The organism is Paraburkholderia sp. 40 (assembly GCF_050434105.1).
GTDB lineage: Bacteria > Pseudomonadota > Gammaproteobacteria > Burkholderiales > Burkholderiaceae > Paraburkholderia > Paraburkholderia tuberum.
In genome coordinates this window covers 662,926-677,014 of sequence record NZ_JBNPVY010000003.1, presented here as the reverse complement: position 1 = coordinate 677,014, position 14,089 = coordinate 662,926, and the positions used below count along the sequence as shown (strand labels likewise).

The 14,089-nt window shown below is 61.5% G+C and carries 14 protein-coding genes and 3 pseudogenes; 12 read left to right on the top strand and 5 right to left on the bottom strand.

Features of this window, described 5'->3' with window-relative positions:
- Nucleotides 1–4 precede the first annotated feature (4 nt).
- From OKW28_RS18530 to OKW28_RS18515, 4 genes and pseudogenes are all read left to right on the top strand, one after another.
- Nucleotides 5–1,237: an acyl-CoA dehydrogenase family protein gene (locus tag OKW28_RS18530; RefSeq protein WP_429447864.1), complete on the top strand. Its 1,233-nt coding sequence runs from the start codon at nt 5–7 to the stop codon at nt 1,235–1,237.
- Nucleotides 1,238–1,310: 73 nt separating this feature from the next.
- Entirely contained in the window at nt 1,311–2,504 is a 1,194-nt protein-coding gene (gene bktB / locus OKW28_RS18525; RefSeq protein WP_429447862.1) for a beta-ketothiolase BktB, read from the top strand.
- A 32-nt stretch (nt 2,505–2,536) separates the two neighbouring features.
- Nucleotides 2,537–3,127, top strand: a pseudogene (locus OKW28_RS18520) (3-hydroxyacyl-CoA dehydrogenase NAD-binding domain-containing protein); the annotation flags it as partial.
- Nucleotides 3,128–3,203: 76 nt separating this feature from the next.
- Complete coding sequence (locus OKW28_RS18515; RefSeq protein WP_429448778.1) at nt 3,204–3,911, top strand: IS6 family transposase; 708 nt, start codon at nt 3,204–3,206, stop codon at nt 3,909–3,911.
- A 267-nt stretch (nt 3,912–4,178) separates the two neighbouring features.
- On the opposite strand, the gene OKW28_RS18510 is transcribed toward OKW28_RS18515, so the two are convergent.
- The 4 genes and pseudogenes from OKW28_RS18510 to OKW28_RS18495 all read right to left on the bottom strand — a co-directional run.
- Nucleotides 4,179–4,445, bottom strand: a complete 267-nt coding sequence (locus OKW28_RS18510; protein ID WP_429447860.1) for a DUF1488 family protein — start codon at nt 4,443–4,445, stop codon at nt 4,179–4,181.
- 130 nt (nt 4,446–4,575) lie between these two features.
- A complete protein-coding gene (locus tag OKW28_RS18505; RefSeq protein ID WP_429448790.1) occupies nt 4,576–5,820 on the bottom strand; it encodes a tyrosine-type recombinase/integrase in 1,245 nt (414 codons plus the stop codon).
- A gap of 113 nt (nt 5,821–5,933) precedes the next feature.
- Complete coding sequence (locus tag OKW28_RS18500) at nt 5,934–6,653, bottom strand: IS6 family transposase (RefSeq protein ID WP_429447858.1); 720 nt, start codon at nt 6,651–6,653, stop codon at nt 5,934–5,936.
- Nucleotides 6,654–6,897: 244 nt separating this feature from the next.
- Nucleotides 6,898–7,233: pseudogene (locus tag OKW28_RS18495) on the bottom strand (IS6 family transposase); the annotation flags it as partial.
- 45 nt (nt 7,234–7,278) lie between these two features.
- Here OKW28_RS18495 and OKW28_RS18490 point away from each other — a divergent pair.
- Nucleotides 7,279–7,656: pseudogene (locus tag OKW28_RS18490) on the top strand (DDE-type integrase/transposase/recombinase); the annotation flags it as partial.
- A 478-nt stretch (nt 7,657–8,134) separates the two neighbouring features.
- Nucleotides 8,135–8,743: an ANTAR domain-containing response regulator gene (locus tag OKW28_RS18485; protein WP_429447855.1), complete on the top strand. Its 609-nt coding sequence runs from the start codon at nt 8,135–8,137 to the stop codon at nt 8,741–8,743.
- A gap of 203 nt (nt 8,744–8,946) precedes the next feature.
- Here OKW28_RS18485 and OKW28_RS18480 read toward each other — a convergent pair whose 3' ends face one another.
- Nucleotides 8,947–9,141, bottom strand: coding sequence for a hypothetical protein (locus OKW28_RS18480; RefSeq protein ID WP_429447853.1), 195 nt, complete (start codon nt 9,139–9,141; stop codon nt 8,947–8,949).
- A 47-nt stretch (nt 9,142–9,188) separates the two neighbouring features.
- Here OKW28_RS18480 and urtC point away from each other — a divergent pair, with 47 nt between their 5' ends.
- Genes urtC through OKW28_RS18450 form a run of 6 tightly spaced genes read left to right on the top strand, consistent with a single transcriptional unit; the run spans nt 9,189 to nt 14,069 of the window.
- Nucleotides 9,189–10,355: an urea ABC transporter permease subunit UrtC gene (urtC, locus tag OKW28_RS18475; protein WP_429447851.1), complete on the top strand. Its 1,167-nt coding sequence runs from the start codon at nt 9,189–9,191 to the stop codon at nt 10,353–10,355.
- On the top strand, nt 10,352–11,089 hold the full coding sequence (gene urtD / locus OKW28_RS18470) for an urea ABC transporter ATP-binding protein UrtD (RefSeq protein ID WP_429447849.1): 738 nt from the start codon (nt 10,352–10,354) through the stop codon (nt 11,087–11,089). The genes urtC and urtD overlap by 4 nt, the downstream gene beginning before the upstream one ends.
- Before the next feature lie 2 nt (nt 11,090–11,091).
- A complete protein-coding gene (gene urtE, locus OKW28_RS18465; RefSeq protein WP_429447847.1) occupies nt 11,092–11,781 on the top strand; it encodes an urea ABC transporter ATP-binding subunit UrtE in 690 nt (229 codons plus the stop codon).
- A gap of 55 nt (nt 11,782–11,836) precedes the next feature.
- Nucleotides 11,837–12,877: an aliphatic amidase gene (locus OKW28_RS18460; RefSeq protein WP_429447845.1), complete on the top strand. Its 1,041-nt coding sequence runs from the start codon at nt 11,837–11,839 to the stop codon at nt 12,875–12,877.
- A gap of 6 nt (nt 12,878–12,883) precedes the next feature.
- A complete protein-coding gene (gene ureE, locus OKW28_RS18455; RefSeq protein ID WP_429447843.1) occupies nt 12,884–13,399 on the top strand; it encodes an urease accessory protein UreE in 516 nt (171 codons plus the stop codon).
- Nucleotides 13,392–14,069, top strand: coding sequence for an urease accessory protein UreF (locus OKW28_RS18450; protein WP_429447840.1), 678 nt, complete (start codon nt 13,392–13,394; stop codon nt 14,067–14,069). The genes ureE and OKW28_RS18450 overlap by 8 nt, the downstream gene beginning before the upstream one ends.
- Nucleotides 14,070–14,089: the final 20 nt, after the last annotated feature.

Here is a 14,089-nt window from a genome sequence, read left to right as displayed (position 1 = left end):
CATCATGCAATTCGACTACACACCGAACGTCAGACACATGCAGGAGCGGTTGCTGGCGTTCTTCGACGAACACATCTACCCGAACGAAGCGCGCTACCTCGAGGAGATCCGGACGAACCGGCAGGCGGGCAATCCCTGGGTGCCAACTCGCATCATAGACGAGCTGAAGCTGCTTGCGCGAAAGGCGGGCTTGTGGAATCTGTTCCTGCCGCGCTCGACGCGTGCGCCTGAGGGATTGACCAATCTCGAGTATGCGCCGCTGTGCGAAATCATGGGCCGGGTTCCATGGTCGCCGGAAGTATTCAACTGTTCGGCGCCCGACACGGGCAACATGGAAACGCTCGAACGCTATGCGAGCGAGGCACTGAAGGACCGCTGGCTCGGGCCGCTTCTGCGCGGGGAGATCCGCTCGGCGTTCCTGATGACGGAGCCAGCAGTCGCATCATCGGACGCAACGAATATTGCCTGCCGGATCGATCGCGACAGCGACCACTACGTGATCAATGGCACGAAGTGGTGGTCGTCTGGCGCCGGCGACCCGAGATGCAAAGTCTATATCGTTATGGGTAAAACCGATCCAGATGCGCCACGCCACGCGCAGCAGTCAATGATCGTCGTGCCGGCGGATACGCCTGGCATCACGGTGAAGCGCTTCCTGCCGGTGTACGGCTACGACGATGCCCCGCACGGTCATATGGAGATCGAGTTGCGCGATGTGCGCGTTCCGGCTTCTAACCTGTTGCTAGGGGAAGGACGCGGCTTCGAGATCGCTCAGGGGCGGCTGGGCCCGGGGCGTATTCATCACTGCATGCGCAGTATCGGCGCCGCCGAGCGTGCACTCGAATTGATGTGTACGCGCAGCCTGGAACGCGTCGCTTTCGGCAAACCGCTCGGCGAGCAGGGCGTCACGCAGGAACGCATCGCGCAGGCACGGTGTGAAATCGAAATGACGCGTCTTTTGACGCTCAAGGCCGCATACATGATGGATACGGTTGGCAACAAGGAGGCCCGGGCCGAGATTGCGATGATCAAGGTGGTCGCGCCCAACATGGCCTTGAAGGTGATCGACTGGGCAATCCAGGTGCACGGAGCGGCTGGTGTATCGGACGATTTTCCGCTTGCCTATGCGTGGGCGAATCAGCGCACGCTGCGGCTTGCCGACGGACCTGATGAAGTTCACCGCAACGCGATCGCCAGGCTGGAACTGGGCCGCTACCGGCGCACGCAATCGGCTTGAGAGCGAGGTTTTTTCGTATCGCGAGCGTCGCTAGCGCACGCTGCGCGCATTCGCTGTCGGCAAAGGAGTAGCAATGGAAAGGGAAGTCGTCGTTGTAAGCGGTGTGCGCACCGCAATCGGCAAGTTCGGTGGCAGTCTCAAAGACCTGCCGCCGACCCAGCTCGGGGCACTGGTGGCGCGCGAAGCGCTTGCGCGAGCCAACGTGTCGGGAGACGAGGTCGGCCACGTGGTGTTCGGCAACGTGATCGCGACGGAGCCGAAAGATCTCTACCTCGCGCGCGTTGCGGCGCTCGACGCGGGCGTGAGCGAAGCGACCCCTGCGTTCACTGTCAACCGCCTTTGCGGCTCGGGTTTGCAGGCGATCGTTTCGGCTGCGCAGACGATCCTGCTTGGCGATGCGGACATAGCAATCGGCGGCGGCGCAGAGAACATGAGCCGCGCGCCGTACGTGACGCCTGACGCCCGTTTTGGCGCGCGCATGGGAGACACACGTCTGATCGACATGATGCTCGGCGCGCTGCACGACCCGATCCATTCGATGCACATGGGAATGACCGCGGAGAATGTTGCGCGCAAGTATGGGATTACGCGCGAGCAGCAGGATGCGCTGGCCCTTGAGTCGCACCGCCGGGCAGCGCACGCGATTGCCGAAGGCAGGTTCAAGGAGCAGATCGTTCCGGTCACGCGCAAGGTCAAGGGACAGTCGACAGTGTTCGACACCGACGAGCACGTCCGTCTGCAACTCGATCTCGACGAACTCGCGGGACTGCGACCTGCATTCCTGCGGGATGGGGGCACGGTCACGGCCGGCAACGCGTCCGGCATCAACGATGCCGCCGCAGCCGTCGTGATGATGGAGCGCAAGACAGCCGAGCAACGCGGCATCGAGCCGCTCGCGCGGCTTGTCTCATACGCGCACGCCGGGGTCGACCCACTCTATATGGGCATCGGCCCGGTGCCGGCGACACGCATCGCGTTGCAGCGGGCGGGACTGGATGTAACGGATCTGGATGTCGTCGAATCGAACGAAGCGTTCGCGGCGCAGGCCTGCGCAGTGACGCAACTGCTCGAACTCGATCCGGCCATGGTCAACCCGAACGGATCAGGCATTGCGCTGGGCCATCCGATCGCTGCGACCGGCGCACTGATTACGGTCAAGGCGTTGTACGAGCTTCAGCGTATCGATAAACGCTTTGCGCTCGTCACGATGTGCATTGGCGGAGGCCAGGGCATCGCGGCCGTGTTCGAAAACCTTCGTCGCGCATAGTGCGTGCGCAATAGCGCATTGAGAGGCAAATCATGGCAATTGAAACGATAGGTGTCGTCGGCGCCGGCACGATGGGCAATGGCATTGCACAGACGGCGGCCATCGCTGGCGTGAAGGTCGTGATGGTCGACGTCACCAATGAGGCGCTCGCAAAAGGCATGGCCGCCCTGAGCGCAAGCATGGACCGGCTTGTCGCAAAAGAGAAGCTCGAGCGTCCGGCGCGTGATGCGGCGCTCGCGCGTATCGAAACGTCGACTGACTATCAGCGACTGGCTGCCGTCGACCTGGTGATCGAGGCAGCCACCGAAAGCATCGAGCTCAAGCTGCGTATCGTGACGCAGATCGAGTCGGTAGTCAGACGCGATACGATAGTCGCATCAAACACATCGTCGATTTCAATCACGACGCTCGCTGCATCGCTGGCCGATCCGTCGCGCTTCATCGGCATGCACTTCTTCAACCCGGTTCCACTGATGTCGCTGGTGGAAATCATTCGCGGTCTGCAAACCAGCGCCGATACCGCTGAAGCAGTTCGTGAATTGACCGTGCGGCTTGGAAAGTCGCCGATCGACGTGAAGAACTCGCCGGGATTCGTTGTCAACCGTATCCTGGTGCCCATGATGGCTCTGGTGCAAATAACGCGGGGGCGAATCGGTTAAGGTGTCAGGCTGAACGAATTGAGAACCGACGATGAGCAAGCTGAAGAGCCTTGACGAACTGTTCGCAGGCCGTCACTTTGACCGCGATGTGATCATTCTGTGTGTTCGCTGGTACCTGCGCTACAAGCTTAGCCTGCGCGATCTGGTCGAGATGATGGCGGAACGGGGTCTGTCGCTGGCGCACACGACGATCCTGCGCTGGGTGCGGCGCTTTGCGCCGGAGTTCGTGAAACGGTGGAACCGCTTTGGCAGGCCCACCGGGCAGTCGTGGCGTGTCGACGAGACTTACCTCAAGCTGCGCGGCAAGTGGGTCTATCTTTATCGAGCGGTGGATGGGGTGGGCCAGACAGTAGACTTCATGCTCAGCGCCAGGCGCGACGTGAAGGCGGCAAAAGCCTTTTTCAGGAAGGCAATCGAACATCAAGGCCAGCCACCGAAGACCATCACGCTTGATGGTTATGCAGCCTCGCACCGCGCCGTGCGCGAGATGAAGGCCGATGGCTTGCTGCCTGAGGACACAAACGTCCGATCCTCGAAATATCTCAATAATCTGGTCGAGCAGGACCACCGCAACATCAAGTCCCGGACGAAAGTCATGCTCGGCTTCAAACGTTTCAGGAACGCAGCGATTACACTCTCAGGTATTGAGTTGGTCCATCGTATTCGCAAGGGCCAATTCAGCCTCGCGAAGCTCGGCCTCAAAGATACCGCTGCGCCCGCAGTTTGGGAGGCCGTCCTGTCTGCTTGATGAGGTATCCTTTCTATAACAAAAATCTCGTCCAGACCGCCTATTTGCACCAGAGCCGGCCGTGCACCGTGCACCAGTAGAGAGGACGTGCGCAGCGATGCGGTCTCGCCGATTTGCGCGACTTCGCTGTGCAGCCGGCAACATGGCGGGGCGTTGGGCGCCGCAGCGAGGCTGCGCCGCTCGTTCTTCTCGCGCCCGCGCACGAAGCGCGAATCTGCGCGCCACCTAAGCGCCGCGTCGCGTGCGCATTCGCCTGCCGTCTCGTGCCTAGCGATGCACGAAGTCGGTCGGTGTCAGTTCAAGCGTTGTGGTCGGATGGGCGAGCAGCTTCCGTTCGGCGATGGCCCGGATGCGGCTGTAACCGTCACGAAATGTCTTCAGGATCCGCGCGTCGCTGGCCTGCGGTTCAAGCCAGAAGCAGGCTTCCAGCGCCCGGATGGTGATGACGCATCCAACCGTGCTCTGATGGGGGAGGCCGAAGGCCACTCCGCGGCGATTCGCGAGCACTTGCGGTTCAAGGTCGAGGAGTTCCATAGGTGGTCAGGGACGACGCTTCAAGGAGCGTTAAGAGCATTTTTGCACAGGCGATGCAATCTGGATATGGGACGGCTGTCCTGTACTGCGCCGGGGCGCTGACATCCGCAATACGTAAAGTAAACCGGCCTCACCAGCCGATGCGGTGTTTCTCATCGGTTTCATCATGCCGGCGATCGTCGTCAGCATGAAGATACACGCTGGTGGTGGTCAGCGACGCATGCCCGAGGTTGTCGCGCACCAGCCGCAGATCGACCTTCTGGTCGGCCATGTGCGAACCGGCAGTATGTCGCAGCCAGTGCGCAGACGCCGCCTGGAGCAGGTCCGCGCGTGACAGGAATTCTCCGCCGCGTTCGCGCAGCCGGGCGGCGGCGCCTGCAAACACGTTTTTCACGATCGCGTGCAGCGCGGCCCGCGTGAGCGGCGCGGGTGATCGGCCGTCAGCGCGTTCGCGGGCGAGCTTCGTCCTGGCTTCTGAAGTCCGGCCAATAGGAAGCACGAGCGGCGTAGCCTCACCGGGTGAGGGCAGGGCCGTCATCCCGAACGATTGCCGGTAGCGCGTGAGTTCGGTCATCAGTTCGCGCGTCGCCGGCACCAGCCGTTCCCTGTCGCCCTTGCCGTGGACGCTCAGCCACCAGCGCATCGCGCCATCGGCATCGCGCCGCGCGAAGAACTGGCCCATCGTGTTGCCCCCGGCCTCGGCGATGCGCAGGCCGCCCAGATACAGCAGCGTAAAGAGCCAGCGCACGCGGTGATAGTGCGCGCGGGCGCGCGCGGTGTCCTGTGGCATCGACGCGATGGTGTCCTTCACCTCCTGCCACAGCCCGGGTTCGAGATAGCGGGTAATGCGCGGCGCGGCATGCCGCGCCCGCTGGCGCGAGAGCGCGAGCGGGTTGCCGGCCAGATACCCGGCCTGCACCAGCCATGAAAACAGCACGTTCAGAATGACCATCGCCTGCCGGGTGCTGGCAGGGGACAGTGGGCCGTAGAAAGGTCTCCAGCGCGCGTCGCCGCGCGGATGCTTGCGACCCCTGCCCGAGACCCATGTTGCGGCGGGCTGCGGGTCTGCGAGAAAGCGCTGATAGCGGACAAGGTCCTCGTGGGTGAGTGACGACAGCGGTTTGCCTGGCTGCACCAGCGACCAGAGCAGCAGCCGCTCGGCTTCCTTGCGGTAGCTGTCGAAGGTCGCCGGCTTGTCGGCAAAGCGCGCGAGCCATGCCTGTATTGCCTCCAGGTCGTTTGCCGCGGCAATCTGCGCATGGCCGCCGATCGCGCGGTTCGATCCCGTGCGACCGTCAAGCGCCGCAGGGATAGCGAGCGTTTCGAGCGGAGCGGGTTGCAGCGCGACGCCGCTGCGGGCGGCCGGATTCGACATGAAGGTGAGCTTTTCCGGGAAGCGCGTCGAGGCGCGCAATGGCAGACGGTCCTGCATGAGGTTCTGGTGCAAATAGGCTGTCTGGACGAGAAGGTCTCGATAAAAAGGATACCTTATCGATAAGACAGGACCGCATTCCATACGGTGGGTACAGTGGCATCTTTGAGGCCGAGCTTTGCGAGATTGAATTGGCCTTTGCTAATGCGATGCATCAACTCAATGCCGGCCAGAGTGCTCGCGGCGTTCCTGAAACGCTTGAAGCCGAGCATGGCATTGGTCCGGGACTTGATATGGCGATGGTCCTGTTCGATCAGATTGTTGAGATATTTCGAAGATCGAACCTTCGTGCCCTCGGGCATCAGGCCGTCGGCCTTCATCTCGCGCACAGCACGGTGTGAGGCGGCATAGCCATCGAGTGTAGTGGTTTGCGGCGGCCGCCCCTGATGTTTGATCGCCTTGTTGAAAAAGGCTTTGGCCGCGTTCACGTCGCGTTTCGCCCTGAGCAGGAAGTCAACCGTCTGACCCGCCCGATCTACTGCCCGATAAAGATAGACCCATTTACCGCGGACTCTCAGGTACGTTTCGTCGACACGCCACGACGTTCCCGCAGGCGTGCCGAAACGGTTCCAGCGCTTGACAAACTCCGGCGTGTAACGCTTCACCCAACGAAGGATCGTTGTGTGGGCGAGCGACAGGCCGCGCTCGGCCATCATCTCGACGAGATCACGCAGGCTGAGCTTGTAGCGTAGATACCAGCGCACGCACTGAATGATCACATCGCGGTTGAAGTGACGGCCTGAGAACAGATCGCCCATGTTTTTAAGCTTGCTCATTATCGAATCATGAGATCGGGGAAGCAGCACTCTAACCGATCACATTCACTGTTTGCACCAGAACCGTTCATTCACTGTCGATATCACACGAATGCGCAACAGAAGCGAGAGGTACGCACCCAAGCCTTCGAGGCTTGGGAGAGGGTGACGTGCGTCTCGATGCTCGGACGTCTCGCCGCATGAGTTCATCATCCTCGCGCGCCGCGGTTTCGTTCGGCCGCACATCAACAACGTGACAATACCCACGCCGCTTCTGCAGCAGGATATCGAGCTCAATGCCATGTTGGTCGACCGCGCGCCACAGGAGATAAGGCACGCCGCGTAACGTCACGAACATCTCGTCAAGATGCCACGTGCTGCCCGGCTGGCGCCGCGCAGCCCTGACGCGATGCGCGAAACCAGTGCCGAATTTCTCGGTCCAACGACGAATCGATTCATGACTGACGATCACGCCACGCTCGAACAGCAGTTCCTCGACGTCGCGCAGGCTGAGCTGGAAGCGAAAGTACCAACGAACGGCATGGCTGATGACTGACGCCGGGAATCGGTGACCGTGATAAAGCGATTTCGAGTTCTTCATCTCGTCATCCTAACCGACCGCCTCGTGAACGTGACAATGCCCGCCAACATTATCGACTCTCTGCAACGCGCCCATCGGGACAAAGTGCGACCCGGCGCTACTTTGAGAAATCGATCGTCCAGAACGGTGTACACCAGACGATAACCATCGACAAAAGCGGCGCCAATCTCGCCGCGATCAATGCCGATCGTGAAACGCCCATCAACATCCGCCAGTCGAAATATCTCAATAACCTGGTCGAACAGGACCATCGGGCGATCAAGCGACGGACGCGGCCCATGCTAAAGGTTCAAGGCATTTCGCTGTGCCCCGATTCTTCTGGTCGGCATGGAAATTATGCACATGATCGCTGAAGGGCAGATGAAATGTCCTCTCGGGACCCCTCCGTCCGCCGCTGACCAATTCTACGACCTCGCAATATAAGCACTACTTCGCATATCGATCTCACTCGCCCCTTGTTCGTTATCGACAAAGCCCATCGGTCGGGCAGGAATAGCGCCTTCGAGTTGCGGCTGAGCGCGTTGAGTCCGTCTCCGGTTCGTGCCGCTCGCGCAGTTCACAAACGGCGACGCCAAGTTCGTGTTCGGACAGACTAGCGCAGTCGTCCAGTTGCATTCGCTAGCCGCATACGGAACGAAAGGTCTCCTACGTGACGGGCATGGGGCTCTCCCCGGAGTTTCCTAATAGGAACTATTGTTGCGTTAAAAAAATTTCGTGTGCATACTGGGCGCCGCCGTTGTCGACATGCGCCCGATCGGAAAAGTTGTGTTTCGGCCACCTTGGAGCTACGAAGGCGTGGCGATGGGCCCCTGAACGATGCGGTTAGTCGCCTTGAAGGAGTTTAGCGACGTGCACAGCTTTCAGCCTCCGTGCCGCACGTAGACCATCACGAGGTGCAGCGATGAAACGCCATCCTTTGCCGACGACGCCTCAAGGGCTTCGCGACATCCGCTCGCTCAGTGTTGTAGCAATCCATCCGCTCGACCAGGACGGCGAGGAATTGCTCGCGCAGTTGCGCCGCATCGGCTGCCGCGTGTGCCGCTTCTGGCCGGCCCCGGCGGCTTTGCCGGAGGAGGCCGACATCGTCTTCATGGCGATGCGCCCCGAGACGCTCTCAGGCCCGCTGCCGTGGCTGGAGTTGCGAGATACGCCGCCAGTGATCCCGGTGGTGAGCTACGAGAATCCGATCTTCATCGAGATCGTTATGCAACTGAACGCTTACTGCACAGTGCCGTCGCCCGTGCGCTCGTTTGGCGTGCTCACTGCGATGGCGGTGTCGCTGCACCAGCACAAGAGCCGCATGACGCTGGAACGCTACGCGCAGAGAATCGCCGGAAAATCCGCGGACCAGCGGCAAATCCAACGTGCCAAGTCGATCCTGATGGATACGCGCAAGCTGACGGAGCCGGAGGCGCACGAGGTGTTGCGCTCGCGCGCAATGGGCCAGCGCCAGTCGCTCGAGGCGATGGCGGACATAATCATCAAGGCTCACGAAAACCTGCATTTCTGAATTGCTAATCCAACTGCACTTCTTCCGTCGTTGTGCAGGATCGATGCGTAGTGCACGGGAAATGTGCGCCTCCACCCCAGCTTGGGGAGCCTCGCATCGCGGCGAAAGGACGGATGCCGCACTGGGCATCGTTCTTGTCGGATGGCACGGCTCTTGCAAATCGTAGCCTGCGAGCGCACGATCCGTCACACGATAGTCCGCTCTTAACGAAACAACCGGCCGCGTTCATCGCCGGTTAATTTCGCACTCGTTTCGTCGTCCGAGACAAAGGCGTCTCGCATGACACCGGCCAAAAAGCCCGAAAACCAGGTTCTTCCTGGCTTCGGGTTTTTTTTTTCGGGGAGTCCGCGGGCGGTGACGCGCGACGAGGGCCGCAACATACAAACGTCTTCATCCATTCACTTTCGGACCATCGGACACACTGAAATCGAGGCATCGCGGAAACATGAAAAACCTTCCTCTCTCTTCGCCACGCGGTGACGCGTCGAACGCTGCCACGTCGGCCGCGGCCGGCTGGCGTGGCGCCTTCCTGCTCGACAAATATTCCGTGCTGATTCTGGCCCTAGTGCTGCTGATCGCCATACCGGCGCTCACGGGAGCGTTCCGTCTCGGTCTGTTCGCGAAGTACCTGAGTTTCGCGTTTTGCGCGGTCGGCCTTGTATTGACATGGGGCTACGGCGGCATCCTGAGCCTCGGTCAAGGAATCTTCTTCGGTCTGGGCAGCTACATGATGGCGATGTACATGAAGCTCGAGGCCAGTGCGAACGACCCGGCCGCAGCGGTGTTCGGTGGCGGCGGTTCGCCGGTTCCCGACTTCATGACCTGGAACAGCATCGACAAGCTGCCATGGTGGTGGGTGCCGTTCGAGCACGGCTGGTTCGCGTTGCCGGCGATCCTGGTCATCCCGGCGCTGGTTGCTTTCGTGCTCGGCTATGCGAACTTCAGAAAGCGTGTGGGCGGCGTGTATTTTTCGATCGTGACGCTTGCGCTCGCATCGATCATGTCGATCGTCATCATCGGTCAGCAGGGCTATACGGGCGGTGTCAACGGCATCACGAATTTGCCCACCTTCATGGGCTATAGCGTGCAGAGCAACACGGCCACTCTGATCATGTACTACGTGACCACCATGCTGTTGCTGGGCGCGGTGCTCGCCGGACGCTTCATCCTGAGAAGCCGGCTCGGCAAGGTGTTGATCGCGATCCGCGACCGCGAGGACCGCATCCGTTTCTCGGGCTACGATCCGGCGCTCTTCAAGGGTTTTATCTTCGCGGTCGCCGCTTTGTTCTCGGCGATTGGCGGCGCGATGTTCACGCTGCAGGTCGGCTTTGCCTCGCCGTCGGTATGCGGCATCGTGCCGTCGATCGAAATGGTGATCTATGCGGCGGTCGGTGGTCGGCTCTCGCTTGTCGGTGCGGTGTACGGCACTGTGATCATCGGCGCGGCGAAGAGCTTTCTCTCCGAAAATTTCGTGGGCTTCTGGGTGTATTTCATTGGCGCGCTCTTCATTTTCGTGCCGATGTTCCTGCCGAAAGGGCTCGCTGGCGTGATCGACTGGTTGCGTGATCGCCAGCCGGTCCGGCAACGCAACAGTCACGGAGTCGCGCAATGACGTCGATGATCCTGGCGGTGGAGGGCCTCACGGTGTCGTTCGATGGTTTCAAGGCCGTGGACGATCTGATTTTCTACGTGGAAGAAAAGGAACTGCATGTCGTGATCGGGCCGAATGGCGCGGGCAAGACCACGCTGCTTGACATGATTTGCGGCAAGACGAAGCCCACGGCGGGCACTATCGAGTTCAAGGGGCTTTATCTGGAGAAAATGCTCGAGTACCAGATCACGCGCGCGGGCGTGGGGCGCAAGTTTCAGAACCCGATGGTGTACGAGGATCTGACCGTGGCCGAGAACCTCGAGATTTCATATCCGAAGAAGCGCGACGTGATCGGCTGCCTGTTCTTCAACCGCAGTGAAACGGTGCGCAACGAGATCGACCGTATCGCGCAGATGATCTTCCTCGACGATGAACTCGATCGCAAAGCGGCGCTGCTGTCCCACGGACAGAAGCAATGGCTTGAGATCGGCATGCTGTTGATGCAGGACCCCGAACTGCTGCTGCTTGATGAGCCTGTTGCCGGCATGAGCGCGAAGGAGCGCGAGCTGACGGGCGAGCTGCTGCGCAAGATCGCGGAAGGGCGCTCGGTGGTGGTGATCGAGCACGACATGGAGTTCGTGAAATCGGTTGCGCACAAGGTCACGGTATTGCATCAAGGCAAGAAGCTGGCGGAGGGCAAGATGGACGCGGTGCAGAACGACCCGCGCGTGATCGAAGTTTACCTGGGGCACTGACCATGCTTGCTATCGACAACCTGAACGTCTTCTACGGCGAGAGTCATGTCTTGCTCGACCTCACTTTCGATCTCGCGGCGGGCGAGACCGTCGCGGTGATGGGCCGCAACGGCATGGGCAAGACGACCCTGCTGAAGGCGCTGATCGGCATGATTCCATCGCGCAGCGGACATATCAAACTGAATGACCGAGAGCTCGTGAATGCAAAGAGCTACGAGCGTGTGATGGCGGGCTTTGGCTACGTGCCGCAGGGCCGCATGATCTTTCCTTATCTGAGCGTCGAAGAAAACATCCTGTCCGGCATGGACCGCTTCAAGCGGCCGGTGATTCCCGAGTACATCTTCGATTCGTTTCCGGTGCTCCATGAGATGCGCAACCGGCGCGGCGGCAATCTGTCCGGCGGCCAGCAGCAGCAACTCGCGATCGCGCGCGCGCTCGTCTCGGAGCCCAAGGTGCTGATTCTCGATGAACCCACCGAAGGCATCCAGCCCTCGATCATCAAGGACATCGCGCGGGCGCTCAACCGCCTGAAGAAGGAGCGCGATTTCGCACTGATCGTATCCGAGCAGGTGCTCACGTTCACGCTCGACATCGCTGACCGCTTCCTCATTATCGAGAAGGGGCGATTCGTGCACAGCGACAAACGCGAGAACGTCGACGCCGATCGCATCATGCGTTACCTGACCATCTGAACGGCGGTAATGCCAGACGCCCGGACCGATGTCATTGATCCACGAGGAGATGAGCATGCAACATGGTGATATTTCGAGCAGTCTCGATACCGTCGGGGTTGCTGTCGTGAACTACAAGATGCCGCGTTTGCACACGAAGGCGGAGGTGCTCGCGAACGCGCGCAACATAGCCGGGATGCTGAAGGGCATGAAGGCCGGCCTGCCCGGCATGGACCTCGTGATTTTCCCGGAATACAGCACGCACGGCATCATGTACGACCAGCAGGAGATGTACGACACGGCGGCCGCGATCCCGGGCGAAGAGACGGAGATTTTCGCCGAAGCCTGCCGCAGCGCAAAGGTGTGGGGCGTGTTTTCGCTTACCGGCGAGCGCCACGAGGAGCATCCGAACAAGGCGCCGTACAACACCCTGATCCTGATGAACGACAAGGGCGAGATCGTGCAGAAGTACCGCAAGATCATGCCGTGGGTACCGATCGAAGGCTGGTATCCGGGCAACTGCACGTATGTGTCGGAAGGGCCGAAGGGCATGAAGATAAGCCTCATCATCTGCGACGACGGCAACTATCCGGAGATCTGGCGCGACTGCGCGATGAAGGGCGCGGAGCTGATCGTTCGCTGCCAGGGCTATATGTACCCGGCGAAGGAACAGCAGATCGTGATGGCGAAGTCGATGGCCTGGGCCAACAACGTCTATGTGGCGGTTGCAAATGCGGCGGGCTTCGACGGCGTGTATTCCTACTTCGGCCACTCGTCGATCGTCGGCTTCGACGGGCGCACGCTAGGCGAGTGCGGCACCGAGGAGATGGGCATCCAGTACGCGGCGCTTTCGAAGAGCCTGATCCGCGACGCGCGTAAGAACATGCAGTCGGAAAACCATCTGTACAAGCTGCTGCATCGCGGCTACACGGGCAAGATCAATTCCCGCGAGGATGCGAACGGCGTGGCCGAATGCCCGTTCGACTTCTATTCGAAGTGGATCACCGACCCCGAAGCGACGCGCAAGATGGTTGAAGACATCACGCGCAGCACGCCCGGCACCGAGGAATGCCCGATCCCAGGCATCCCGAACCCGTCGGACCTGACGCATCGGTAGCGCGCGATGATCACCTATACGTCCATCGTGGGCAGCGCGTCGGACCCGCACGTAGCCGATCTGCTGCACGCGCTCGAACATCGCGGGCGCGTGGATACGGTCACGCTCGCCGCCGACGACATCCGCCGTCACCGGCTGCGCACGCGCACCCAGCGCGGCGTGGAATGCGGCATCGCGCTAGATCGCCGGACGCATCTTTTCGACGGCGCGGTGCTGCATCTGGACGCCGACGCGGCGCTCGTCGTGCGCACCGAGCACACGCGCTGGCTGCGTGTGCAGGCGCGCGACGCCGCGAGCGCGCTCGAACTCGGGTATTTCGCCGGCAACATGCACTGGGCGGTGCGCTTCGACGGGAGCGTGCTGGAGATCGCGGTGAAGGGGCCGGTCGAAGACTACCGCGTGCGGCTTGCACCCATGCTCGAAGATGGGCACATCAGCGAGATCGAGCATGGTCACGAACATGCGCACGAGCGCCGTCACGCCTCCCCGCACCCGCATGCGCACGAGCACGCACATGACTGAGTTCACGGGCCTGCTCGCGGGCCTGCAGCAATCGGACAGCTTTTTCCCGAGCGGTTCGATGGCCTTTTCATGGGGCCTCGAAGCCTTGCAGCAGGACGGACTCGTGACCGATGCCGCGTCGCTCGCGGTGTTCGTGCAAGCGCAGGCGCTAGAACGCTGGGCGAGCCTCGATCAGGGCATCGTGTGCGCCGCATGGCGGGCGGACCGGCTCGACGCCTGGCTCGAAGTCGATGCCGCGGCCGAAGCCGTGACGCTGCCCGAACCGATGCGGCAAGGCTCGCGCCGGCTCGGCCGCACGCTTGCCGAGGTGCATGCGCGGCTCGGTGCGGCGCTTGCGAAGGACCTGCGCGCGGCCATTGTCGCCGGGCGCACACCCGGCCATCTGCCGGCCGTGCAGGGCATGCTGTGGCGCAGCTTCGGCATCGGTGAGGGCGAGGCGCGAGCAATCTCCGCGCACGCGGCGTGCACGGGCGCTGTGAGTTCGGCGGTGCGGCTCGGCATCGTCGGCCATCTCGACGCGCAGCGCGTGCTCACGAGCCTGCGCACGCCGCTCGCCGCCGTGCTCGCACGTCCAGCGCCTGATCTCGACGAACTGCGGTCCAGCACCTTCGCCGCGGACATCGCCGCAATGCGCCATTGCCGGCACGACGCGCGGCTCTTCGCCAACTGAACTGAATACGACGGATGTGC

What these genes read in the sequence shown, in the direction of transcription:
- OKW28_RS18485 (WP_429447855.1), top strand. Translation starts at nt 8,135, where the DNA reads ATGAAACGCCATCCTTTGCCGACGACGCCTCAAGGGCTTCGCGACATC.
- bktB (WP_429447862.1), top strand. Translation starts at nt 1,311, where the DNA reads ATGGAAAGGGAAGTCGTCGTTGTAAGCGGTGTGCGCACCGCAATCGGC.
- OKW28_RS18530 (WP_429447864.1), top strand. Translation starts at nt 5, where the DNA reads ATGCAATTCGACTACACACCGAACGTCAGACACATGCAGGAGCGGTTG.
- OKW28_RS18450 (WP_429447840.1), top strand. Translation starts at nt 13,392, where the DNA reads ATGACTGAGTTCACGGGCCTGCTCGCGGGCCTGCAGCAATCGGACAGC.
- OKW28_RS18505 (WP_429448790.1), bottom strand. Translation starts at nt 5,820, where the DNA reads ATGTCGAATCCGGCCGCCCGCAGCGGCGTCGCGCTGCAACCCGCTCCG.
- urtE (WP_429447847.1), top strand. Translation starts at nt 11,092, where the DNA reads ATGCTTGCTATCGACAACCTGAACGTCTTCTACGGCGAGAGTCATGTC.
- OKW28_RS18480 (WP_429447853.1), bottom strand. Translation starts at nt 9,141, where the DNA reads ATGGATGAAGACGTTTGTATGTTGCGGCCCTCGTCGCGCGTCACCGCC.
- OKW28_RS18460 (WP_429447845.1), top strand. Translation starts at nt 11,837, where the DNA reads ATGCAACATGGTGATATTTCGAGCAGTCTCGATACCGTCGGGGTTGCT.
- OKW28_RS18510 (WP_429447860.1), bottom strand. Translation starts at nt 4,445, where the DNA reads ATGGAACTCCTCGACCTTGAACCGCAAGTGCTCGCGAATCGCCGCGGA.
- urtD (WP_429447849.1), top strand. Translation starts at nt 10,352, where the DNA reads ATGACGTCGATGATCCTGGCGGTGGAGGGCCTCACGGTGTCGTTCGAT.
- urtC (WP_429447851.1), top strand. Translation starts at nt 9,189, where the DNA reads ATGAAAAACCTTCCTCTCTCTTCGCCACGCGGTGACGCGTCGAACGCT.
- ureE (WP_429447843.1), top strand. Translation starts at nt 12,884, where the DNA reads ATGATCACCTATACGTCCATCGTGGGCAGCGCGTCGGACCCGCACGTA.
- OKW28_RS18500 (WP_429447858.1), bottom strand. Translation starts at nt 6,653, where the DNA reads ATGAGCAAGCTTAAAAACATGGGCGATCTGTTCTCAGGCCGTCACTTC.